At 33.9% G+C, this 23383-nt stretch carries 23 protein-coding genes; 11 read left to right on the forward strand and 12 right to left on the reverse strand.

What is annotated here, in order from left to right:
• The first annotated feature begins 3 nt into the window (after positions 1-3).
• From Q0893_RS04995 to Q0893_RS05005, 3 genes are all read left to right on the forward strand, one after another.
• A complete protein-coding gene (locus Q0893_RS04995) occupies positions 4-4542 on the forward strand; it encodes a DUF6443 domain-containing protein (RefSeq protein ID WP_299272904.1) in 4539 nt (1512 codons plus the stop codon).
• A gap of 101 nt (positions 4543-4643) precedes the next feature.
• Positions 4644-5387, forward strand: coding sequence for a DUF2927 domain-containing protein (locus Q0893_RS05000; RefSeq protein WP_299272907.1), 744 nt, complete (start codon positions 4644-4646; stop codon positions 5385-5387).
• Between the two features lie 31 nt (positions 5388-5418).
• Complete coding sequence (locus Q0893_RS05005) at positions 5419-5718, forward strand: hypothetical protein (protein ID WP_299272910.1); 300 nt, start codon at positions 5419-5421, stop codon at positions 5716-5718.
• A gap of 273 nt (positions 5719-5991) precedes the next feature.
• On the opposite strand, the gene Q0893_RS05010 is transcribed toward Q0893_RS05005, so the two are convergent.
• The 4 genes from Q0893_RS05010 to legP form a co-directional block, all read right to left on the reverse strand.
• On the reverse strand, positions 5992-6219 hold the full coding sequence (locus tag Q0893_RS05010) for a hypothetical protein (protein WP_299272913.1): 228 nt from the start codon (positions 6217-6219) through the stop codon (positions 5992-5994).
• Positions 6220-6326: 107 nt separating this feature from the next.
• The gene (locus Q0893_RS05015; protein WP_299272916.1) at positions 6327-6689 is read right to left on the reverse strand and encodes a hypothetical protein; all 363 of its coding nucleotides are present in this window, start codon (positions 6687-6689) and stop codon (positions 6327-6329) included.
• Positions 6664-7626 carry a hypothetical protein gene (locus Q0893_RS05020; protein WP_299272919.1) on the reverse strand — a complete coding sequence of 321 codons (963 nt, stop codon included), beginning with the start codon at positions 7624-7626 and terminating at the stop codon, positions 6664-6666. The genes Q0893_RS05015 and Q0893_RS05020 overlap by 26 nt, the downstream gene beginning before the upstream one ends.
• A gap of 6 nt (positions 7627-7632) precedes the next feature.
• Positions 7633-8946, reverse strand: coding sequence for a Dot/Icm T4SS effector Zinc-dependent metalloprotease LegP (gene legP / locus Q0893_RS05025; RefSeq protein WP_299272922.1), 1314 nt, complete (start codon positions 8944-8946; stop codon positions 7633-7635).
• 615 nt (positions 8947-9561) lie between these two features.
• Here legP and Q0893_RS05030 point away from each other — a divergent pair.
• The 6 genes from Q0893_RS05030 to Q0893_RS05055 all read left to right on the forward strand — a co-directional run bounded on the left by Q0893_RS05030 (position 9562) and on the right by Q0893_RS05055 (position 14394).
• The gene (locus Q0893_RS05030) at positions 9562-10173 is read left to right on the forward strand and encodes an IS1 family transposase (protein WP_299274109.1); all 612 of its coding nucleotides are present in this window, start codon (positions 9562-9564) and stop codon (positions 10171-10173) included.
• Between the two features lie 96 nt (positions 10174-10269).
• Positions 10270-11451, forward strand: a complete 1182-nt coding sequence (locus tag Q0893_RS05035; RefSeq protein WP_299272925.1) for a Fic family protein — start codon at positions 10270-10272, stop codon at positions 11449-11451.
• Positions 11452-11557: 106 nt separating this feature from the next.
• Positions 11558-12046 carry an RHS repeat-associated core domain-containing protein gene (locus tag Q0893_RS05040; protein WP_299272929.1) on the forward strand — a complete coding sequence of 163 codons (489 nt, stop codon included), beginning with the start codon at positions 11558-11560 and terminating at the stop codon, positions 12044-12046.
• Complete coding sequence (locus tag Q0893_RS05045) at positions 12033-12458, forward strand: hypothetical protein (protein WP_299272932.1); 426 nt, start codon at positions 12033-12035, stop codon at positions 12456-12458. Before Q0893_RS05040 ends, Q0893_RS05045 begins: the two co-directional genes overlap by 14 nt.
• 555 nt (positions 12459-13013) lie before the next feature.
• Positions 13014-13886 carry an RHS repeat-associated core domain-containing protein gene (locus Q0893_RS05050; protein ID WP_367180644.1) on the forward strand — a complete coding sequence of 291 codons (873 nt, stop codon included), beginning with the start codon at positions 13014-13016 and terminating at the stop codon, positions 13884-13886.
• Positions 13873-14394: a hypothetical protein gene (locus tag Q0893_RS05055; protein WP_299272934.1), complete on the forward strand. Its 522-nt coding sequence runs from the start codon at positions 13873-13875 to the stop codon at positions 14392-14394. The genes Q0893_RS05050 and Q0893_RS05055 overlap by 14 nt, the downstream gene beginning before the upstream one ends.
• Positions 14395-14782: 388 nt before the next feature.
• On the opposite strand, the gene Q0893_RS05060 is transcribed toward Q0893_RS05055, so the two are convergent.
• Positions 14783-15451 (reverse strand): SGNH/GDSL hydrolase family protein, encoded by a 669-nt coding sequence (locus Q0893_RS05060; protein WP_299272938.1) that lies wholly within the window; start codon positions 15449-15451, stop codon positions 14783-14785.
• Positions 15452-15741: 290 nt separating this feature from the next.
• Between Q0893_RS05060 and Q0893_RS05065 the strand changes: the two genes are divergently transcribed.
• Complete coding sequence (locus Q0893_RS05065) at positions 15742-16089, forward strand: hypothetical protein (RefSeq protein WP_299272941.1); 348 nt, start codon at positions 15742-15744, stop codon at positions 16087-16089.
• Between the two features lie 303 nt (positions 16090-16392).
• Here the strand turns inward: Q0893_RS05065 and Q0893_RS05070 are convergent, their stop codons facing one another.
• From Q0893_RS05070 to Q0893_RS05100, 7 genes are all read right to left on the reverse strand, one after another.
• Entirely contained in the window at positions 16393-16959 is a 567-nt protein-coding gene (locus Q0893_RS05070) for a hypothetical protein (RefSeq protein WP_299272944.1), read from the reverse strand.
• A complete protein-coding gene (locus tag Q0893_RS05075) occupies positions 16956-17645 on the reverse strand; it encodes a hypothetical protein (protein ID WP_298900670.1) in 690 nt (229 codons plus the stop codon). The genes Q0893_RS05070 and Q0893_RS05075 overlap by 4 nt, the downstream gene beginning before the upstream one ends.
• Positions 17646-18206: 561 nt before the next feature.
• Positions 18207-18557, reverse strand: a complete 351-nt coding sequence (locus tag Q0893_RS05080; protein WP_299272947.1) for a hypothetical protein — start codon at positions 18555-18557, stop codon at positions 18207-18209.
• A gap of 123 nt (positions 18558-18680) precedes the next feature.
• The gene (locus Q0893_RS05085; protein WP_298900668.1) at positions 18681-19859 is read right to left on the reverse strand and encodes an acyl-CoA dehydrogenase family protein; all 1179 of its coding nucleotides are present in this window, start codon (positions 19857-19859) and stop codon (positions 18681-18683) included.
• A 70-nt stretch (positions 19860-19929) separates the two neighbouring features.
• A complete protein-coding gene (locus Q0893_RS05090) occupies positions 19930-20643 on the reverse strand; it encodes a methyltransferase (RefSeq protein WP_298900667.1) in 714 nt (237 codons plus the stop codon).
• Positions 20636-21166 carry a ribosome maturation factor RimM gene (gene rimM / locus Q0893_RS05095; protein WP_298900666.1) on the reverse strand — a complete coding sequence of 177 codons (531 nt, stop codon included), beginning with the start codon at positions 21164-21166 and terminating at the stop codon, positions 20636-20638. The genes Q0893_RS05090 and rimM overlap by 8 nt, the downstream gene beginning before the upstream one ends.
• 98 nt (positions 21167-21264) lie before the next feature.
• Positions 21265-21780, reverse strand: coding sequence for a 30S ribosomal protein S16 (locus Q0893_RS05100; protein ID WP_298900664.1), 516 nt, complete (start codon positions 21778-21780; stop codon positions 21265-21267).
• A 190-nt stretch (positions 21781-21970) separates the two neighbouring features.
• On the opposite strand from Q0893_RS05100, the gene Q0893_RS05105 reads away from it, so the two are divergent.
• Positions 21971-23257, forward strand: a complete 1287-nt coding sequence (locus Q0893_RS05105) for a DUF6252 family protein (RefSeq protein ID WP_298900663.1) — start codon at positions 21971-21973, stop codon at positions 23255-23257.
• The last annotated feature ends 126 nt before the right edge of the window (positions 23258-23383 follow it).

Consider the following 23383-nt stretch of genomic DNA (forward strand, 5'->3'; position numbering starts at 1 on the left):
ACAATGAAAAGATCAATAATCACATTAGCTTTTGTAGTTGTGTCATCTATAGTATTGGCACAAACCACAACAGAGAATTACGTAAAGTCAACCACATATAAGAAAGCGGTTAAGACGCAATCAGAAATAGACGCACTTATCGATGATGATAAGATAGAGTCTGTGACGTACTTAGATGGTCTAGGGCGTCCAAAACAATCTATTGCCAAGCAAGCAGGAGGACATAAACAACATGTTGTTGTGCCTGTGTTTTATGATGGCTACGGAAGGCAGGTAGAAGACTATTTACCAATGGAAAGTCTAGTAACAGGAATTACGGCATTAGATTATATCGATAATGCTGTATTAAAAGCCAATCAGAAAACACATTATTATAACAAGTATTCAGGAGAATGGGCAAGTGTTTCTGATGTAAACGCGTATTCTGAAAAGCAATTTGAGAATTCCCCATTAAATAGAGTATTACAACAAGGTGCTCCAGGAACAGATTGGAAGATTGGCTCTACTATGGGTACCAATCACAGCATTAGATTCGATTACCAAAGCAATGTTGCTAGCGAGGTACGGCTGTTTGATGTGAATTTTTTAAATTCAAATACCGAAACACCAGAGCTGATTTACAATGGTTATTATTCGGCAAACGAGTTATTTAAAAGCATTACCAAGGATGAGAATTGGCAAACTGGACAAACCCATGGCAAATCTCATACTACAGAAGAGTTTACCAATTCGCAAGGTCAAGTGGTTTTAAAACGTACCTATAATAGTGGTATCGCTCATGATACCTATTATGTATATGATGATTTTGGTAACCTAACGTATGTGCTTTCACCAGAAGGCTCAAAAGCAATTTTAAATGGCAGCAATACAGTTGATCAAGCTGTGTTAGACAAGTTTTGTTACCAATACCACTATGATTATAGAAATAGACTGGTAGAGAAGAAGATTCCACAAAAGGGATGGGAGTACATCGTCTATGATACTTTAGATCGTCCAGTGCTTACCCAAGATGCCAATTTACGCGCAAGTAAGAAGTGGTTATTTACTAAGTATGATGCATTTGATCGTGTGGCTTATACAGGTATTTTTATAGCCAATGAGACGCGACTTTACATTCAAGGCGTTTTAAATGGACAAACAGGCAATTTATATGAAACCCAACAAAGTACGACAACGGCTATTTCAAATGATCCCACTACGGTTTTACACTATTCTAATAGTGTGTATCCTCAGGCAATAGATGAAGTGCTTACGATAAACTATTATGACAACTACAATTGGGATACCGAGAATGCGTATCAGGCGTCTTATGATTTGGACTTGTCTTCAGGTATGGATCTTTCTGATAATGAGGTAAAGAAGACCAATCCGATAACAGCATGGAATGCAGGTTTTACAACAGATGAAACCATAATTGATGATGGTTATATCGAATGGACCGTTAAGGATGCCGATAAAGGTGTTGTTATCGGACTCACAAATTCAGCAATCACATCACCTACCTATCATAGAGACGAGATCGATTATGGAATTTATGCAGCAGGCGTAGGAAACAGTTATAGAGTTTATGTTTTTGAACAAGGCGTTAATACGACCATCCCACCAACCTATTATGTGGCAGGAGACGTATTTAGAGTGTTGCGATCAGGGAGCCAGATTTATTATTACCATAATGGCGAGGTTATTTATGCCTCTGCAACAAGTACTACAGGCGAACTCATGGGATATGGATCGTTCTTACATGAAAATGCCATTGTAGAAGATGTCTTTATAGGCTATTCGGCATTAAGTCAACCATTTGCACAGGATGTAACAGGTCTAGCAACAGGTTCTAAGGTAAGGACCTTAGATACCAATACGTGGACCACAACCGAGAGTTACTATGATGCTAAAGGACGACCTATCCAAAACACATCAACAAACAGTTATTTAGAGTATACAGACCGTATGAGTTCTAAACTAGATTTTGTAGGTAAGGTCACTAAAACACACAGCACGCATGATGTAGAAAAACAAAAACCTAAGGTTGTTGTAGATGAATTTACCTATGATCATGCCGATAGGTTATCCAGACACGAGCAGAGCATTAACAACCATCCTAAGGAACTTATTGTAAAGAACCATTATGATGAGTTTGGGCAGTTGGAGATGAAACAGGTTGGTGGTGAACTGGCTATAGACCTAACTTATGCCAATACAGTAGGTGTATCTATAGTCAATAATATCATCACCAAAACTGCGAGCGGCTCTTGGGGCACAGCAGGGCTTTCTACTCAGAATGGTATTTTGGAAGATGGGTATGTACGTTTTACTACTGTAGATATTAATAAGGCTTTTATGGCAGGACTATCCTATACCGATCCAAATGTAGGTTATCCATCGATAAAGTATGCCATTAATATTACCTCTGCAGGTAATGTAGGTGTTCTTGAGAGTGGTTCAAATAAAGGATTTAAAACCACGCATGTACCGGGGGACACTTTTACGGTAGAACGTCGCGGGACTACGATATACTATTACAAAAACGGAGAACAGTTCTACACTTCAGAAACACCAGCAACTACAGCCACGATGTATGGCGATGTTGCTATTGCTAGCACAGGCACCAGAATTAAGGACTTGAGTGTTTATAATTTAAATGGCGGGTTACAAGAGGTAGATTACAGCTATAATGTACGAGGCTGGCTTACCGATATCAATAATGTAGATAATCTTTATGCTACAGGAAACGATTTGTTTGGCTTAAAGCTAAACTACAACAGCAAAGATAATACGAACTCTACCTCGTTGTATAATGGTAACATAAGTGAGATTTTCTGGAATACCAGAACTTATGACGCCTCAACGAGCGAGAGTCAGATAAAGCGAGGCTATAGTTTTAGTTATGATGCGCTAAATAGGATTACGGGAGCAGATTTTGAGAAGGCCTCAGGCGTTAATCACAATGATTATTTTAATCTTAGCAATATGGATTATGACAGAAATGGTAATATCATGACATTAAAACGTAGTGGTGTTAACAGCTCGGGCGTACTAGTAACCAATATGGACGAACTCGCCTATAGTTATGATGGTAACCAACTTACTGATGTTGTAGAAACGGGAGATAATACTATTGGATTTAAGCAGGTTACTGTACAAAATGATGATTATAGTTATGATACTAACGGAAATATGATTATTGATAAAAATAAGGATATCACGTCCATTACATATAACCATTTAAATTTACCAACACAAGTGACATTTGGTACAGGAGGAAAGAAGAAAATTAACTATATTTACGACGCAACAGGTCTAAAATTAAAGAAAGTGGTTACAGACGAAACCAATGTCACAAATACACAATATAGAGGGAATTACATCTATGAGGATGATAACCTAAAGTTCTTCTCGCACCCAGAAGGTTATATAGAACCAGAGGGTAAGAGTTTTAATTATATTTATCAATACAAAGATCATTTAGGGAATATACGACTTACCTATGCAGACAGTGATGGCAATGGTTCTATTAACCCTAACCTAGAAATCATAGAAGAAAACAACTACTATCCCTTTGGCTTAAAACATAAAGGGTATAATGACGTGGTTAACTCTACTAACATTGCTCAGAAGTACAAATACAATGGAAAAGAGCTTCAAGATGAATTAGGATTAGATTGGTATGATTATGGAGCAAGAAATTATGATGCCTCTTTAGGACGTTGGATGAATATAGATCCTTTGGCTGATGTTCCAGAAAACTATGAGTTCTCACCATATAATTATGCAATCAATAACCCTATTTTGTTTATTGATCCAGACGGCATGATTTGGGAGCGTAGTGTAGACAAGGAGACAGGTACAGTAACTTATACAGCTGGAGAAGGAGATAGTGCTTGGTCTTTATATGAACAATTTGGTGAACAAGATGGACTTACAGCAGAAATGGCTGATGAAATAATTCAAGGTGTTTTTGGTGAAAATAGGGTTGAAGATGGAGTAGAATACTCTAATATCGATCCAGGTAATGAATTGAAAATTTACACAGAACAAAAAAGGTCTGTAACAATACAAGTTAATATCCCTACTGATGAAGAACAAACTCAAGAATTAACTGAATTGGAAAAGCTTGATAATAGACTTAACAGCATGAACGCAGTATCAAGAACTGCTTATAAATTATGCTGTTATAGAGACGCAAAAAATGCAGCAGTTATTTTAGATAGATTTAAGTCTAACCCAGAAACAGCTATGCAACAGACTATGCTGGAAGGTATAGCTAATTCATATATATATGCGGCAACTCCGGGTCTTGGTGGTAGTAGTAATGTTGGTAGTTCAAGAGCAAGTAGTGCAAGAGCAAGTAGTGCAAGAACAAGAAGTACAAGAAGTACAGGAACACGAAGTTCTGGAGGTTCTAGTTCACCAAGTTCAAGAGCTACAGTTACTGTTTCTGGACAGGTTAGGACTGTACAAACTGGTCCTCAAGGTGGGAAATATTATATTAACAGTAATGGAAATAAAACCTACTTGAATAGAGATGGTACTAAGCGAAACTAAAAATAATTGACTTTGTATTTAAAAATGCAGTCTTATTAGAGAGACTGCATTTTTGTTTATATTTATCTCAAATAGTACTTTTCAAAATGGTTAATAGAAAAATGGGATTAGCAATAATAATCTTTACAGTATTCTGTTTATTAGGAGTGTTTATATTTTTAAAAACTACTAGAGTCGATTATAATCTTTCTAAATATGAAAATGACGTAATAGACTATTTTAAAGATATAGCTTTAAATGGAGAGGTTGATTATAAGACTCAAGAGGTAACTAAATGGAGAGAGCCTATGAAACTATTTATCCTTAAGAGTGAGGATTCAAAATTAAAAACTGAATCTGTTGAAAGAGTAATTGACATGATAAATAAGCTAGCTTCTGATGGGTTTAAAATTGAACTTACAGAAGAGAAGTCAAAAAGTAATTCAATTCTTTATTTGTTTAATAGAGACAAACTTGAAGTATTAGACCCATTTTTTATTGCAGGGATTAACGAAGATTTTGCCGGACTCTCTGAAGCAAGGTATAACTTGAGGAATAAGATCATTACAAACGCAAAAATTTTTGTAGACTCAGATGAATCAATGGATATACAAGAATCTATTCTTTTAGAAGAGATAACTCAAAGTATTGGATTGCTTAATGATTCTGAAAAATATCCTGAAAGCATTTTTTATCAACATCAAATGGAATCAGATAATGTAAACATAGAATACTCTGGAATGGACAAAGATATCATAAAACTTTTGTATCACCCCAGAATGAAGCCTGGTCTAAATAGTAAACAAGTGGTAAGAGTGATTAAGAAAATTTTAAAAAATAAAGAAATTGAGCTTTCAAAAAGTTAGGTACAACTAGATAAAGATTTAATTAGTAGATATGATTTATATATTAATAATTGTAACATTTATATTGATTGTTCAATCTCAAAATATTATAAGATATTTTAGGAACGAAAAACGAGGTTGGAAGTTTTATAAAAAAAACCATAAAAAAATAATATATTCTGAGAAAATTAAGGGCACTTGGAAACATATAGAAATAGACGCTGAAATTGATTATGGAACTTTTGTTCCTTGTTTTAAAAATGAAGAAAATTGGACAGATTATCCTGATTGGGCTCAGAATAGAAATGTTATAATGGATAGAATAAAAGAGAAATTCCCTTTAAAAGATTAATGAAAGTTATAACTTATGTTAAGAAAAATTATAGGGTATGTATTAATTTTAATCGGTTTCTTGTGTTTTTTAGTTGTTGGTGGAGGCTCTATGAGATATAGAAACCGAAGTGTTAATATGCATAATTCTCTAAGTGAGGATGTTGTGCTTATTGTTCTTCTTATACTAACCCCAGTAATAGGCTTTTTTTTAATAAAAATTGGTTTTAGAATTCTTGGGAATGACAAAAAATAATTAAAACGCTCATCAAATGATGAGCGTTTTGCTTTTCAATTATATAAGCCAAATCTTTTCAGCTTTTTCAAACCCCACCCAAAGATGGTTTTCATCATGACCACGACAGGCCAGTTCATATCGAATAAATCTCTCAAGTGGAATTTTATGAGATAAAATTGAGCTTAATATCTCTCCGTGCATGACAAAAAATACACCTTTGATGTCTTCGAAATGTAAAAGCACACTCTCGTCCATATAAATATGACGAATATGGTTATAAGTCATATTAGAATAATCTTTAGGTAAGACTTCAAAATCTTCATTTTTTAAAGAACGGTGATTGATGTTAGGTATAAGATAATCATCTCAATAGAAAAACGCGATATATACTTTTAGACGACTTGAACAGGAATAATAATTTCAAGGTTATCATTATTTGGAGAAACAGAGTGTCGTTGAAATGAAACTAAATCACCTTGAGTTAAAGTACCATTATCACTAACATTAATTTGAACTCTAAAAGAATATTCTTTACCTGCAGGAGGCATGGGGATTGTAATATTAAAAGGTATTTTAGAATTTGGAGATAATTTTACATTTCCGATTTTAAATATACTAATACAAACTGAAGCCGCATCAATTAATGATGTATCTCTAATTTCAATAATTGTTTCTTTAGCAGTTATGTCTCCACAGTTTGGTGGCAACAGAATAGCTCCTGAAACGATTTTATGTCCTAATCCTATATTCATCATCCTTTCCCATTAATAATTGAGCAACATTTTCGGCAATAGGGTATCCAGTGTTATCTTCTATAAAAAGCCATTGACCAGCAGGATTAACTTCGAAAAAAATGTAATCTCCTTTTTCTGTTTTGCGCATATCAATAGCTCCATATTGTAACCCTAATATGTTTTGCAATTTAAGAAGTTTTTTTTCTAAAGTTTTAGGAAGTTGTATTTTTTCAATAGATGTTTCACCAATAGCCATGCGCATATCAACAGGATATGAGGTCTTGGATGCATCAATAGATGCAGCAAAAATTTTATCTCCCACGATAGTTATTCGCAGATCAATACCAGATATATACTCTTGAAAAATTACTGGAGCGTATTTAACATGGTCAAGAAGATTTAGATCTTCTTTTCTCACTAATCTTGTTTCTCTCCATGCTTGTGTAGAGGCAAGAAAAGCTTTATAAACTACGTTTCCTATACCAAGCTCTTCAATGAATTGTTTTGCGCTATGCGGATTATTAGTCACCAGTGTTCGTGGCAATTTTAAGCCTATTGACCTAGCTACAGACCATTGATAAGGCTTATTATGGGCTATTTCATCCTCCTTTCTAGGGTTCACCCATTCACAGGGGAGGATGTTTAGTAATCCATTTACAGCCTGAGAAGTCTCACTGTTTCTAAATCCGGGAAAAGAAGATTGAGAGTCGTTCATTCCAATTGAAAAAGGTCTAACTCTTCTCCACCATCCAACACCAACATTGGTTAGAGAAGAGGATTTGCCTTCGAATAAATTTATGGAGTAACTTTCCTCTAAATCACTCCAAATAATATCTAGTGCAGCATTTAGTGGAAAATTTGCTAAATCAAGTAACAAAAAATCGCGGTTGTGTTTTTTGAAATAGTCATGTACTCTTACAGAGTGATCTTCACCTTCAAATGATACTGTTAAAATCATAAGCCTCTATGAATTAGATTGAAACGATTCAAACTTTTTCTTTACTTCTTGTTGTAACATCATAGATTGTGCAATATTGTTTTCCAAGGATTGCATTAAAATGATAATTTCATCATACTTCGAGTTAGCGGAGGGTTGGCCATGCGTTTTGTTTTGAGCATTATAATGATGTGGTGTAGCCATTACAAATGGAGTACCTGCAAAATGAGGATTAAAATGCCCACCAGGAAAATTAGTATGTTCTACCCATGTTGGATCACTAGTACCCGGTTTCCCAGGATCCATGGTTGGATCTTTTCCAACTTCCTTAATTGTTGGCCCAGGGTCAAAAATAGGATCTTTTCTAACTTCCTTATATGTTGGTGCAGGATCAAAAATAGGATCTTTTCCCACTTCTTTAAATGTTGGGGTAGGATCAAAAACAGGATCTTTACCTACCTCTTTAATTGTATGTACAGGATCTGAAATAGGATCTTTCGGTACTTCTTTAATCGTAGTAGTTGGTGGACCAATAATTAATGGGTACATTGCATGTACACCATCAATATCTCCTTGCGATAATCCATTTCTTTGTCCCATTACAATTCCAGGCGGCAAAGGTGACAATGGAACGATAGTAGGGTCTCCATTAATAGAAAATGCTGTTCCTGGGTAGTGCATAATCGAACCAAAATCATATGGTCCAAGATCATCACCATCTGTTATATGTTGATCAAAATTATGCGCTCTTCCTGGATCAATATTAACCCATTGAATTCTTACGTGAGAATCCCTGTCTTCACGACTGTGTTCATGCCATAGACCTATTGCATGACCTATTTCATGAATAGCATTACCAGTACTACAGCGACTGGAAAGGGTGATGTTTTGACGTCCACCTTGCATACCAACGTGTGATGAGCATCCCGAACCTGATCGAAACCTTATATAATTTGGATAGACCGAAGCATTTGACGAATTTCTTAACACAAACGAAATTCTAGTATTATTTTCCCAATGATCAATTGCATCTGTTATACGCGATTGATTAGGAATACTAGATTCTATTTCGTAAGGAATCACTCCGTTTGGCCATCTAAATTGTTGACCAGTTATTCCTATTGAATGTAGTACAGGATTATCTGAATTCTCATTAGCTTTTATCTCTTCAACTGTTCCAAGGATAATATCACCTTCGAAGATAGCCAATCCGTCTACATTGGCATACTTTACTCTTTTGTTTTCAAAATTAACACCCGAGATTAATGCAGTTCCTGCTATAGGTCCTGATCTAAATTCACCTTTTTCTACAGGTTTTTTTGAGTTTGATTGCTTTCCCATTTTTTAATATTTTAAGAATGTTATACTTCATTTTTTAGTTCAATAGAAATCAAAATGTAATGATTCTATATTCTCAATTTGATTAGGATAATTGACCTTTTATTAGTGCAAATACCTTTATCATATTAGAACCGTTATTCTAAATAAAAGATGGATTCAAACCGTTTGGGATATCTTCTTCAATATCTAGCGAATAGTTTTGTGCATAAAGACACAAATCTATTTAACGTTTCTTAAAAGAATCATGATTCCAATTAATAACATCTATTAATTAATATCTTATAGGGAGTGATAACAAATATAATGAAAAAAACATAAAATACTGATTGTTAAGTATTTAAAATATTATTTTTTCAATGAAATTATATTTTACACACCCGAAAGGGTAATGTCCTAAACTGGCTCTTTCGAAAAACAGCTAAAGTTGAATACTGATAATCAGTAAATTATAAAGTAAACAAGCCTCTTAATTGAGGCTTGTTTTGGTTCTTTGAAGTATTAAAAACTCTTTAGAGGTGCTTATTCTTGGGTTTGTTAAAGCTTCGTGTCCTAAATTGGTGCTTAAAAAAATATGAATTGTACAAAGTGTAATTTGTCGAATTTTATTAAGAAGGAATACGGAATAATAAACAACGCTTTTACTGTAAAGATTGTAGAATCTATTTTCAATCATCATACAATTATCAAGCATATAAATCTGATACAAATGACTTTATTAAAAGTTTACTTAAAGAAGGATGTAGTATTAGAGGAATTTCAAGAATATTGAAAATTTCTAAAGACACAGTTTTATCAAGACTACTCAAAATAAGTAAAGAGATTAAACCTCCATATTTTCAAAAGTTAGGTTGCAAATTTGAAGTTGATGAGCTTTGGAGTTTTATAGGCAATAAAGACAATGTCACTTGGATTACTTATGCCATAGAGCGACAAACCAAAACGGTAATTGATTTTATTGTTGGAAGAAAAACTTCAGAAAACATAAAACCATTAATCAACAAATTACTACTACTCAATCCAAAACGAATCTATACAGATCGTTTGAATATTTATCCGAGTATCATTCCAAAAGCGATACATAAACGATTTCAATATTGTACAAATAAAATTGAAAGACATAATCTAACACTCAGAACTCATATTAAAAGATTAAGTCGAAAAACAATTTGCTTTTCGAGAAACAAGATTTATCTTGAAGCTCATTTAAGAATTTATTTTTGGGGATAGAGGAGTGTAACATATATGCTTAATTTAACTACAATTTAATTACATTTTAACTACAATTTATTTGCACTTTAAATACAATAATGTTATATTAGATATATGAAGTTTGATCCAAATTATACTATTACTCTAAGTCTTACTAAACAATTATTGGAGATAGAAAGGCATAAAGAAGCTATAGATATATTACCTGTAACTGCACCACTTATTGCTTCGCTTAGAGAAACGGCACGTCTTATGTCTACACATTATTCTACACAGATAGAGGGGAATGCACTTACCAAAGAAGAAGTTAGAAAAGTAGCTGAAGGTAAAAAAGGAGGTTTTCCTGGTCGAGAACGTGATGAGCGCGAAGTAAGAAACTATTTTAGAGCACTGGAATATGTAGAACAAGAGCTGAAATCAGGATCTAAACTTACTGAGAAACTAATAAAAACAACTCACAGTTTCGTTTTATTAGGCTCAAAGAAAGCAACGCCATATCGAGAGGGACAAAATGTAATTAAAGATGCTCAATCTGGAGGCATTGTGTATATGCCACCCGAAGCTCATGATGTTGCTCCCTTAATGAAAGGTTTAGCGGATTGGATAAATGAATCAATTCAGCAACAAGAATTACCAGCTCCAATCATTGCAGGATTGGCACACTATCAATTTGCGACTATTCACCCCTACTATGATGGTAATGGACGAACGGCTCGATTGCTTACCACATTTATTTTACATAAAACAGGTTATGGTATGAAAGGGATCTATTCATTGGAAGAATACTATGCTAAGAATAAAAATGAATATTATAAAGCACTAACCATTGGTAAGAGCCATAACTATTATGGAGGAAGAGCAGAAGCAGACGTAACACCCTTTTTAGATTATTTTCTAAGCGGAATGGCAGTTTCATTTCGAAGTGTAAGAGAAAAGGCTCAAGAGTTAAAAGATCATAATAAGGAGCAAAAGATAATGTCTTATCAAACAGAAACCTTAAGGGAACTTAAGCCACAACAACGACAAGTATTTTCTTTGTTTGAAAAGAGCAAGGAAGTTACAACTAATGATGTCGCAGAGCATTTAGGGTTGAGTACAAGAAGTGCTCATGGCTTAGTAAAGAAATGGTTAGAAGGTGGTTTTGTGGAAATAGTTGAGCAATCAAGAAAATCCAGAACCTATTCATTAAGTAAAGAATGGGAACAATTGATTTCTGTAAAACAAAGAAGTAGACTTGAGGGTTTAGAAAATCTAAGAGACAAGGGAAAGGATCAATCAAGAGATATGGAACGATAAGGATAGAAGTTCTCTATTGAAGATTCTTAATAAAATAAAACGTTCTTTAAAAATACTGTAACAGAAGGAAGAAATAGGTTGTAAAAATTATTAAAAGGTCAAAAAAATGACCTTAGGCTACTATCCCTTTGGCTTAAAACATAAAGGGTATAATAACGTAATAAATGGTACAGACCATCCGTATGGTTTTGGAGGAAAGGAGGAACAAGATGAATTAGGATTGGGCTGGTTAGATATTACAGCACGTAACTACGACCCAGCTCTTGGTAGATGGATGAATTTAGACCCATTAGCAGAAATGATGCGTAGACACTCGCCATATAACTATGCTTTTGATAATCCTATTTATTTTATTGACCCTGACGGGATGGCTCCTTATGATGTGATTATAAGCGGTAGTGAAAAATTGCTAGCGTTTCAAGAGCTTCAAGCTTCTGTTGCTGGGGAGTTAGAGTTGAAAATGGATGATGATGGAAATGTTACATATACCTCTGTTTCACCCGGAAGCATGTCCGACGAAGCACAGCAATTAGCAACATCTATGGATGATTTTTCTGAAATAGCAAAAACAATTATACAGCATGAAGAAAAATAACAAAATTGTATTATTCCTATTTATTATAGTAATAGCATCATGTAACAACGTAAAATCAAAAATGATTAATCAAAACACCAAAGAAATCTCTTTTAACCAACTCGATAAAGAAGTTTTATCTAGTATCGAAAAAATGAAAAAAAACTATAACTTTGATAGAAATGAAAAGGTTATATTATTAAAATTATATAATACTCTCCACGATTCGAAAGTGATGTCAAATGAAAATAATAAGTTCTTCTTAAGAGTTTTTAAAGATGAATATATGCCGTTAATAATTTCAGAATTTGATTTTAAAATAGGAAAGGGAATGGCACTTTATTCTAAAACTTTGGACATGCATGTTTTTCCGTCTAATGAAGTCACAGAAAATGATATTTATAATTTAATAGAAAATACTGATAGTCGCTAGTCCATGCTAACACGAGCGTTCATACTTGTGCTAAAAGCTAAATAATACAAAAGTCATGATGAGAGTCATGGCTTTTGTTTTTAATAGTTTATAGATTATTTTCTGTATTTTTAACTTTGTAATATTGAGCGACAGGTGTTGCTTCGCGTTAAGGGTTGTAGCGGCATCCTTTTTACGTCAGGTCTCGATACAATGTTCCCTTTAGTCACATCACTCGATCTGACGTAAAAAGATACAGCGGAAGACCTGACGATTTTTGAGGGTCTCAAAAATGGGAACGCCCCAAAAAAAGAAACATATATTATTTACGATGCAACAGGTCTAAAATTAAAGAAAGTAGTTACAGAACCAAAAAATGTAACAAATACACAATATAGAGGGAGCTTTATCTACGAGGATGATAACTTAAAGTTCTTCTCACACCCAGAGGGTTATATAGAACCAGAGGGTAAGAGTTTTAACTACATCTATCAATATAAAGACCATTTAGGGAATATACGACTTACCTATGCAGATAGTGATGGCAATGGTTCTATAAATCCTAACCTAGAGATCATAGAAGAAAACAACTACTATCCCTTTGGCTTAAAACATAAAGGGTATAATGGCACAGTTTCTGCTAATAGTAATAGTCAAGCTTCTAAAATTAAGTATCAAGGACAAGAGTTTGAAGAAAGTTTAGGTAAAAACACTTATGAATTTCAGTGGCGTGATTATGACCCTGCACTAGGTAGATTTAATAAAATTGATAGATTCTCAGAAAAATATCACCCTGTTTCTCCATATGCATTTACAGCTAATAACCCTATTTTATTTAGAGAGATTAAGGGAGATACGATAGTAGCTTCTGGATCTGATGAATTTTTAGAACAATATAATAGAGATATTGAAATTCTTAAAAAAGATGAAAAGTTTAGTGAGATGATAGCTTTCTTGGAGAGTCATGAGTTAACTGTAGAAATAACAGAGGCCTTTAGTTTAATTGGAGCGTTACAGAATGCCTGGAGTGAGGGATCAGGAGATGATAACCATGTTCTCGCATCGAAAACTAAAATATCAGCCGGGGGTGTTTATGTTGAATATTCTCAAATAGAAGGGGTTGAGATTGATGGTGTTCAATCCGAATCTTCTGAAGTTTTAATACATGAATTAACACATGCCTTTGATTATTTTGGTTCAGGAGGATATGCAGAAATGAGAAATGATGAAAAGGTTGCTGAGGAAAAGGGAATGAGAGGTGGTGAAAAAGCCAAATATATTAGAATGAGAGCAGAAAGTAGGGCAATGAATAATGCTAATAGATTGAGAAAAAGACGGGGAAAAAGATTAAGATTAACATATGATGGATCTCCTATTCTAGAAAATGTAGAATCGGCAGTATATAAAAAAGCGATGGAACAAAGTAGACAAATAAATGGACACAACTAAAAACAACAGCAGTAATTCAAAGATTATATTATTGAATTCATTAATGGTTCTTGTTTTAATCGGAATCTTATTAATTAAATTAATATTAAAACTATATAATTACCAATTATATGAGGGCTATTTACCTAATGAATTAGGTTACCCTATCAGCAATATTGAAATTTTGATTGAGTTCATTTATTTTTTAATCTTTTTTTTATCAGTCATATTATTTCTATTAAAAAAGAAAATAGCAGTTTTATTGATAAGGGTATTTGTCATAACATCTGTTATTCTATTATTGATAAAATTAGGAATAGTTTCATTTCACTATGTAGGTTATATCAGTTATTTAGATATAGTATTTTGTTTATACTCAATGTTTTACCTGTATCTAATTTCAAATGAAAACAAATTAAATGATTATTACGGAAATAAAAATCTGGCCATATATAATAAATGGCCTTTGACAATACTTATTTCAATAATTTTGATTGTTTTAATTATGGTTTTAATTAATTTTATTTAGATATTTACAGTGTCCCATGCTGGCGCAAGCGTCCACGCTTGTGTCCAATAGATAAATAATATAAAAGCCATGATGTAAGTTGTGGCTTTTGTTATTAATATAATATAGATTATTTTCTGTACTTTTAATTTTATAATATTGGGCGACAGGTGTGGCTTCGCGTTAAGGGTTGTAGCGGCATCCTTTTTACGTCAGGTCTCGATACAATGTTCCCTTTAGTCACATCACTCGATCTGACGTAAAAAGATACAGCGTAAAACCTGACCCACTGTAGCTTAAGCGAAAGAGGGGAACGCCCAAAAAAAGAAACATATTTACGACGTAACAGGTGGAGTTTGTTATCACACTAGCGCCAGCGTGGGGGATATTTTGAGGATTAGTATAATAACTATTGGAGATTTAATGACTGCACTATAACTTCTGCAGCAAATCTACTTCCTTCAAAGGAAGGATGAAACCCATCAGGATCATAATACGAAAAATCGTTTGTTTGATCAAAATGTTCTTTCCAACGCCTACCTACAGGGCATAATATAGCATTGTTCGCCTCTGCAGCTGCAGTATAGTTAGCTATTACATTATCGAAAGTATGATAATAAACTAATGCTGGCCATACCATATAATAAGCCAATCTTGTATTATTTGCTTGGCATAGATTTGCATAATCAGCACCACTATTTACCAGCATATTGAAACCAAACTCTAGCGATGATGGCCCTTGTTGAATAACGACAAAATCATATATACCTGAACTAATAAGTGTTTGAACTTCACCTTCTGCCCAATGATCAACGATAGCATAATTACTACTGGCAAGCATTCGCGTGTTTATAATAATTCCTCTGGTAGCTGCCTCTTCTTTCACTAATCCAGGTAAATTATTATAATAAGTAAGACTATTGCCAACGAAAAGAATATTATAGCTTGCATTTGGGTCAAAAGAATCATCAGGCTGCTCTGAACTATCCGTTGAAAGTGAATATTCAAAAGAAGAATTCGGAGTACATGAAATCACTAATAAAATAAATATACTAGAAATTAATCTTATTGTCTTCATTAGAAAGATTTACATATCATCAATTCAACTAATATAAGTTATATTTTGTTCTTTTCTCCTTTTTATCAACAAAATTATATGCGCTTTCGTATTCAAATATAAGTAACTCCCCTTGCTAGCGCAAGCGTCCACGTTTGTGCTAAAAGATAAATAATACAAAAGTCATGATATGAGTCATGGCTTTTGTTTTTTTAGTATTTAAAATGTAATAGCGTATATTTACTATAAGGGTTGTTGTGGCACTAGCGAGACGCTAGCGCCAGCGTGGGTAATTAATAGACTTAAAAAAAATGCAAAAAACTAATATTAGATTTAAAATTTTTTTTCCTTCGGGATATATAATAGAAGATTATAATAATGATAATATTGATATAAATGTCATATTTGAAGATGAAAGTGTTTTTCACGGAACATTATTCACATTAGAAAATATTAATCAGTTAATGATTAAAAATAATGACGATTTTTTTTGGGCAGATGATATGGTTATAGTACATAATCTTAAGAAAACTTCGATTAGGAAAGCTGTTAGTATGATAATCGAAGATTCAGTTGAGTTAATATTGACGAAAATAGGAACGACAAGTGAAGTGTATGATGATATGAATTTTGAGAATATAAAAGACATGGCCCATTGAGTATTTATAAATGAAATTGAATGGAGATATATAATAATCAGAATTTTAAATAATCGAAAAGCAGTAATTATTAATTACTGCTTTTCTTCATAGAGAGTCTTTTTAAGGATAGAAGATCTAAATTGAAGATTCTTAGTAAAGAGAAACGTTCTTTAAAAACACTGTAATAGAAGCAACAAACAGCTTGTAAAAAATGACCCATGAGGGGAGTGGATTTTCCCTCGCTAGCGCAAGCGTTCACGCTTGTGCTAAAGGATAAATAGTAATGAGAACCATGATGTAATTTGTGGTACTCGTAATGAACTAATTTTTGAATTGTCTCATAAATTCAAAGGTTATCTTTTGATCTTGCCCTCTTAGAGGTATTTGTGATAAGGTTTTTTCTATGTTGTAAATACTATTATTTTCTTGTATAGGGTTTTTAAGTGTCTTAATAATTAACCCTTTGGTCTTATCATCTAATCTCAATATTTGCTGAATTGTAATTAGAGGTCTTATTTCCATCGTTCTGAATAAGGTTTCATTAAAGTATTGTACAAACTCAATATTTGTGGCACACTTCGATTTATAAATACAAAGCAAATTTTTTATATAATCAGTATCTCTTTTAATATTAAAACTTCTTCTTGCTGGTTGAGTAATAGGTTTTATAGTTGAATTTATATTACTCAAAAATAGAATATCACAGGGTTGGCAATTAAGTTTTCCTCCTGTAAGCGGTATTTTCTTATTTTCAAATTTATCATATAAGTTATCAGATTTTTCTCTAATATTATCGATCGTTATTTGAGCCTCAGATTGTTTTGCATCTGTATTACAAGCAAAAAACAAATGGCATAGAAGTATCGTTATCGTTAGTTGATGTTTCATTGGTATAAATCTTTTACGGCTTTTGCTAGCTTTTTTAGTGTTGATTCATCCGATTTAATGACTATAATAACGCCTTCAGAAGATCCTGTAGTTCCATTTTCAAAATTGAAATTCTTCATAAATTTATTATTATCATTGGGATGAATAGTAATACAGCCAGCCGAACCTCTACTATTATAATTTCCTTTATCACTATAACCTGAGTGCACATTCACATAAGTCATAGTCTTATTTTTTCCATAAGGATTAAACCCTTTAGCTTCTCGTTCGCCATTGCTTGCAACAATGTTTAACCCTCTTTGAGTTGATTCTTTATGACCATATAAATTATTAAAAAGATGATATTGAACGTCTATTCTCTTAGGCAATATGGTATTGTACGGGGTTTCTATTTCTTGGGGATTAGAAATATAAGGGCTAACAGAATTTGGATACGGACTACAGCGATAAGGTCCATTAACTTTTTTATTTACATGATCCACAACATAAGTTACACCTCTGTATGTTTTGCCAGGAATGCTTTTGTCCTCTGGTTGCCCATGCTCATCTAAAACAAATACTTCAATAGGAGCTGTATTGGCTATGATGCTTTCGTTTATAGCCTTTTCACGACATCCATTACAACTCAGAAAATAAGTTGATAATACCATGAGTATGAAATAACCTAAATGTCTAAATCTTTTCATAATAAAAATCATATCTAGAAACGTGAGTTTAAATGTTAACAGCATAAACTCCAGTTCGATTAATTAAGATTAACAGTGTCCAAAGTACGATATCTTAATGTGATTTTTACAAGGCTTTTTCACTGAAAATCAAGGGGTTATTTCCTGTTTTGAAAGGAATGTAAGTCTGTTGTGTTCCTACGCGTTAAGGGTTGCAGCGGCATCCTTTTTACGTCAGGTCTCGATACAATGTTCTCTTTGGTCACATCACTCGATCTGACGTTAAAAGATACAGCGAAAAACCTGACCCTCTGTAGCTTAAGCGAAAGAGGGGAACGCCCAAAAAAAAGAGACATATTTATGATGTTGATGTAGGTACTGGTTATGGCACTAGTGTAGGACTTTTAAGTAGCTTAGGTCATTGTTATTCCATAAACCTCATATCACATCCAGACCATTAAAAAAGGAAGGGATTATTCATTACGTTTCAGAATAAAGGTTAAGTACTTTAAAAAGATGATTTAGAAGTCATGGATTTTTTTGGGAGTATTTAAACGTATACTAAAGTAATGTCAGAAATAATTATTTCACTTTTACTATTTCAACTTCAGAATCTAAAGTGTTACTTTTTACGTGACAGATGTAAGATGAATTTTTGGTTTCTATGATTTTGACATTAAAACTCTTCCCTATAACGTTATCTTTTTGAGGATAATTAAGAATGTCTTTATACGTTAATATATATTCACAATCAGAAGCCCATTCTATCTTTGAAATTATCTTAATATCATCTGTATCATTATATTCAATTTGTATTGAATCATTTCTTTCTATAACATGTCCACTATAATCTTTGTGTTTATATTTAAAAATCCCTGTCCTGAAATTAGAACAATCTGTTGGTTTAGAAGAACAGCTAAAAGTTGTTATCAAGACTAGCAGAATTAATTTTTTCATTATATAACATGATTTAAGTTCTATCCGAAGATAAAAAACAAAAGCCATGATTTGAAAATCATGACTTTTAGTATTCTATAGATTCAACCTGACTAAGCTCTATTTAAAGGCATTTAAACCTGTAATATCTAAACCTGTAATTAATAAATGGATGTCATGAGTCCCTTCATAAGTGATTACACTTTCAAGGTTCATAGAGTGGCGCATAATACTATACTCACCAGAAATCCCCATACCACCAAGCATTTGTCTAGCTTCGCGGGCAATGGTAATAGCCATCTCAACATTGTTACGCTTAGCCATAGAAATTTGAGCCGAAGTTGCTCGATCTTCATTACGTAATACACCTAAACGCCAAGTTAACATTTGAGCTTTCGTAATTTCTGTAATCATTTCTGCTAATTTCTTTTGTTGTAGTTGAAATTGCCCAATAGGCTTTCCAAACTGGATACGTTCTTTACTATAGCGTAAAGCAGTGTCGTAACAGTCCATTGCAGCACCAATAGCGCCCCAAGCAATACCATATCGTGCAGAATCTAAGCATCCTAATGGTGCACCAAGACCTGATTTATTGGGTAATAAATTCTCTTTTGGAACTTTCACATTGTCAAAAATGAGTTCGCCTGTTGCACTCGCACGAAGCGACCATTTATTGTGAGTTTCTGGTGTAGAAAACCCTTCCATACCACGCTCTACGATAAGTCCGTGAATACGACCTTCTTCATTTTTAGCCCAAACAACTGCGACTTGGCAAAATGGAGCGTTTGAAATCCACATTTTAGCACCATTTAAAAGATAATGATCCCCCATATCTTTGAAATTAGTGGTCATACCTCCAGGGTTACTTCCATGATCAGGTTCAGTTAAACCAAATGATCCTATCCATTCTCCAGAGGCTAATTTTGGCAAATATTTCTGGCGTTGTTCTTCGTTTCCATATTTCCAAATTGGGTACATAACGAGAGACGATTGTACAGAAGCCGTACTACGTACTCCAGAATCACCTCGTTCTATTTCTTGCATAATTAAACCATAAGAAATTTGATCTAATCCTGCGCCACCATACTCTGCAGGGATATAGGGTCCAAAAGCACCTATTTCAGCTAAACCTCCAATAATAGAAGTAGGGAATTCGGCCTTTTGTGCTGCATCTTCAATGATTGGAGAAACATCACGTTTTACCCAATCTCTTGCGGCATCACGTACAAGTTTGTGTTCTTCAGAAAGTAAATCGTCAAGATTATAATAATCTGGCGCTTCGAATAAATCTGGTTTCATTTGTTTGGTTTTATTGATTTTGTTTGGGTAACAAAAATAGCGAAAACGTTTGCAGTTGACAATTTTAAAACTACATTTTCAAATAAAAATCCTTGGTTAAATTGATATAGTCATTTGTGTATTGATGACGAGAAGTCTCTATAACCAATTCACTAATTTCAACATTGGTATTAACAAATGAAAATTCCATTAAACTCCGTTTGATATCTGATGACAAGGTTCCTCTAACATGAGTGATTCGTTTTGGAAACAATTGGAAAGTCGCAGCTAGAGTTTTAAAACGCTCTTCTTCTGAAAAAGGAATGATTACAGAAAACTGCCCAGTTTTAGAAAGTAAAGTCGCAACACTTTCAATTAAGTGCTCAAATGGCATGGCATCCTGAAATCGCGCTAAATCGCGCTGTGTGCTTTTTGTTTTATAGTCCTCCGAATAGAACGGAGGGTTACATATAATTAAGTCATAAGTATCTTCTATCTCTTCTGCAAATTCTTTGAGCGACGCATGAAAACAAAATAGGCGATCATTCCATGGAGACTGTTCAAAGTTATCTACACATTGTTCATAGGCCTTACTGTCAATTTCTAAAGCCTCTATAACTTCGGCATGACTTCTCTGAGCCAACATCAATCCTAAGACACCAGTTCCTGCTCCTATATCTAAAATAGAAAAAGGCTTGTGATTAATGGAAGCCCAGGCTCCCAATAGAACGCCGTCTGTACCAATTTTCATGGCACATTGATCCTGATTTACTGTGAACTGTTTAAATTGAAAAGGGCTATTCATCAAGATATAAATCAATAAGTCCGTCTGGTGTGTTGACGAAAATCGTCTTATTCTTTTTATCTACTTTAGTAATGAATTCGTCATTCATTGGTATCAATATTTCAATACCATTGCGGTCTATTTCAAAAAGAGATTGAGCTGTAGAGTCATTAACCGATTTTATAGTGCCCACATAACCAAAGTTGCTATCCTCAACTTTAAATCCTATGATTTCATGGAAATAAAACTTGTCATCGTCTAACTTTGGTAAGAATTCAAGAGGCAAGAAAAGGTCGCTTTTAATAAGTGCATCAGCATCCTCTTCTGTATTTACATCTTCAAATTTTACTCTCAATAATTCCGATTTATGAAGTTGAGAAGATTCGATGAAAAACGGAACCAAATTATTACGTAAATCAACAAAAACAGATTCCAAATGTTCATAAAGCTCTGGTTCGTCAGTATCTAATTTAACCAACAATTCACCTTTAAAGCTGTATTTTTTTACAATTTTACCTAGGAAGAAACAGTCTTTTTTTTGCATTTCAAATGTAATTTATAAGATGTTGTAGTACCTATCTATTTTCAAATAAAAAACCCAGACTCAAGTGGTCTGGGTTTAAAAGTATAAAAAATAATTTTCTATTCTTCTTCGTTAGAAGCAGTTGCTTCTCCTTCAGCTTGCGCTTCTTCTGTAGCTTCTTCAACAACAGGAGCTGCAGCCGCTATTCTTGCTTCATTAACTGCTTTTTCAGCGGCTAATGCGTCAGCTTTAGCTTTAGCATCGGCTTGAGATAAACCATCAGCTTTAGCTTGTACTTTTGCTGCTTTCTCTTCTAACCAAGCATTGAATTTTACTTCTGCTTGCTCTTCAGTTAAAGCACCTTTTTTAACACCACCAGCTAAGTGGTTTTTAAGCATTGCACCTTTATAAGATAAAATTGCTCTGGCTGTATCAGTTGGTTGTGCACCATTCTGCAACCATGTCACTGCTCCATCAACATTTAATTCTACTGTTGCAGGATTCGTGTTTGGATTGTAAGCACCTAATTTTTCTAAGTATTTACCATCTCTTTTAGATCGTGCATCTGCTGCAACGATCCAATAATAAGGTTTCCCTTTTTTACCGTGTCTTTGTAATCTAATTTTTACAGGCATAAATTTAATTAATTTGTGAGGTTCGCGACCTCGATTATTAATGAGGCGCAAAGATAATACAATAATTTAATTTTCAACATTTTATTTGAAATTAAGTAATATTGAAATTTTATTATACTTTTGGGTGTTCTAAAACGTTATGTTTAACCTAAATACACCTTGTTTTTAGCACGAGGTGAAAAAAAAAGCAATGAAAAGATTAGCATTACTTCTCGTAACCGTATTAACCTTAGTAAGTTGTGGAGATGAAGTCGAGTTTAACTCACCCGGATTTCAAGGGAATAGAGAGTATGGACTTTGGAGAGCAGAATTTACTAATGCCGTAATAGACGCGAATGGTTTTTTAACCATAACCGCTAGTAATAACTCAGAAACCGTTGTTCTTAAGATACCTAATGTAACAGTTGGGACTTATGTACTCGGAAATGTCAATTCTAGAGAAGCACGTTATATTGATGGAAACGGCACTGTGTTTTCTACAAATAACACACCAGACCCAAGCGTCTCTATTTATCCCGAATTAGGTTTTGTAAGATTAGATGAGATTAGCAATAATACATTTTCAGGAACCTTTGAGTTTTTAGCCTTTGACGAATCTGGTTTAAATTCCATTGGATATAATGAAGGAGTATTTTTTAGAGTTCCTTTAATTTCTGGAAGTATTGGTTCGGGCGGACCAACGTGTGCAGAGACTGAAGCAGCATCTGCCAATGCACTTGCGGCTTTTGAATCTACATTTGATGCAGCACTAGAATATATAGATAGCGATGCTTATGTTGCCGCTTGTAATACCTATGAAGAAGCCTTACAGAGTCAGAAAAATATTTGCGGAGATGCAGATGGTAGTATCCAACTCTTAATAGATAATTTAGACGGTTGTGCATTCCCATGTACACTAGCTACCCAAAATAAAGATACAGCCCAAACTAATTTTGAGGCGGCTACAATCGCAAATTATATTGATGCTTGCGAAAACTATAGAACGTATTTAGAAGAACAAATTCTGTTTTGCGGAGATACAGACGGAAGTATTCAAGCTATTATTGATGGTTTAGACTGTAATGACGATGATAGTGATGGAATCCCAAATAACTTCGAAGATTTTGATGGTGATGGGGATTTAACAAATGATGATACAGATGGCGATGGAACACCAAATTATATGGATAATGACGATGATGGTGATGGGATTTTAACTGCAGATGAAGCTAAAGATGCCGACGGAAACCCGGCCGATACAGATGGCGATACAGATGTAGATTATTTAGATAATGATGATGATGGCGATGGTATATTAACACAGTTTGAAACAGGAGATACAGATGGCGATGGTACTAACGATTATTTAGATAACGACGATGATGGTGATGGTACCTTAACAGCAGACGAAAATGCCGATCCAAATATGGATGGTGATCCTGCCGATGCCGTAGATACAGATGCAGATACCATTCCTGATTATTTAGATGATATGTAACAATATGTCTTTTATAAGTAACAAAAAAAAGCGACCTATAGGTCGCTTTTTTTGTTAAAAACTGTTCATAACTTTCGCTTTAAAAAAGACCAGTTTCTTCGTAATTTTATGGACTTGCTTTTGAAG

The sequence above is a fragment of the uncultured Psychroserpens sp. genome, from assembly GCF_947494225.1.
GTDB lineage: Bacteria > Bacteroidota > Bacteroidia > Flavobacteriales > Flavobacteriaceae > Psychroserpens.

What these genes read in the sequence shown, in the direction of transcription:
- Q0893_RS05070 (WP_299272944.1), bottom strand. Translation starts at nt 16,959, where the DNA reads ATGAAACATCAACTAACGATAACGATACTTCTATGCCATTTGTTTTTT.
- Q0893_RS05060 (WP_299272938.1), bottom strand. Translation starts at nt 15,451, where the DNA reads ATGAAGACAATAAGATTAATTTCTAGTATATTTATTTTATTAGTGATT.
- Q0893_RS05065 (WP_299272941.1), top strand. Translation starts at nt 15,742, where the DNA reads ATGCAAAAAACTAATATTAGATTTAAAATTTTTTTTCCTTCGGGATAT.
- Q0893_RS05015 (WP_299272916.1), bottom strand. Translation starts at nt 6,689, where the DNA reads ATGATGAATATAGGATTAGGACATAAAATCGTTTCAGGAGCTATTCTG.
- rimM (WP_298900666.1), bottom strand. Translation starts at nt 21,166, where the DNA reads ATGCAAAAAAAAGACTGTTTCTTCCTAGGTAAAATTGTAAAAAAATAC.
- Q0893_RS04995 (WP_299272904.1), top strand. Translation starts at nt 4, where the DNA reads ATGAAAAGATCAATAATCACATTAGCTTTTGTAGTTGTGTCATCTATA.
- Q0893_RS05045 (WP_299272932.1), top strand. Translation starts at nt 12,033, where the DNA reads ATGAAGAAAAATAACAAAATTGTATTATTCCTATTTATTATAGTAATA.
- Q0893_RS05075 (WP_298900670.1), bottom strand. Translation starts at nt 17,645, where the DNA reads ATGAAAAGATTTAGACATTTAGGTTATTTCATACTCATGGTATTATCA.
- Q0893_RS05020 (WP_299272919.1), bottom strand. Translation starts at nt 7,626, where the DNA reads ATGATTTTAACAGTATCATTTGAAGGTGAAGATCACTCTGTAAGAGTA.
- Q0893_RS05035 (WP_299272925.1), top strand. Translation starts at nt 10,270, where the DNA reads ATGAAGTTTGATCCAAATTATACTATTACTCTAAGTCTTACTAAACAA.
- Q0893_RS05010 (WP_299272913.1), bottom strand. Translation starts at nt 6,219, where the DNA reads ATGACTTATAACCATATTCGTCATATTTATATGGACGAGAGTGTGCTT.
- Q0893_RS05105 (WP_298900663.1), top strand. Translation starts at nt 21,971, where the DNA reads ATGAAAAGATTAGCATTACTTCTCGTAACCGTATTAACCTTAGTAAGT.
- Q0893_RS05005 (WP_299272910.1), top strand. Translation starts at nt 5,419, where the DNA reads ATGATTTATATATTAATAATTGTAACATTTATATTGATTGTTCAATCT.
- Q0893_RS05100 (WP_298900664.1), bottom strand. Translation starts at nt 21,780, where the DNA reads ATGCCTGTAAAAATTAGATTACAAAGACACGGTAAAAAAGGGAAACCT.
- Q0893_RS05055 (WP_299272934.1), top strand. Translation starts at nt 13,873, where the DNA reads ATGGACACAACTAAAAACAACAGCAGTAATTCAAAGATTATATTATTG.
- Q0893_RS05085 (WP_298900668.1), bottom strand. Translation starts at nt 19,859, where the DNA reads ATGAAACCAGATTTATTCGAAGCGCCAGATTATTATAATCTTGACGAT.
- Q0893_RS05090 (WP_298900667.1), bottom strand. Translation starts at nt 20,643, where the DNA reads ATGAATAGCCCTTTTCAATTTAAACAGTTCACAGTAAATCAGGATCAA.
- Q0893_RS05040 (WP_299272929.1), top strand. Translation starts at nt 11,558, where the DNA reads ATGACCTTAGGCTACTATCCCTTTGGCTTAAAACATAAAGGGTATAAT.
- Q0893_RS05000 (WP_299272907.1), top strand. Translation starts at nt 4,644, where the DNA reads ATGGGATTAGCAATAATAATCTTTACAGTATTCTGTTTATTAGGAGTG.
- legP (WP_299272922.1), bottom strand. Translation starts at nt 8,946, where the DNA reads ATGGGAAAGCAATCAAACTCAAAAAAACCTGTAGAAAAAGGTGAATTT.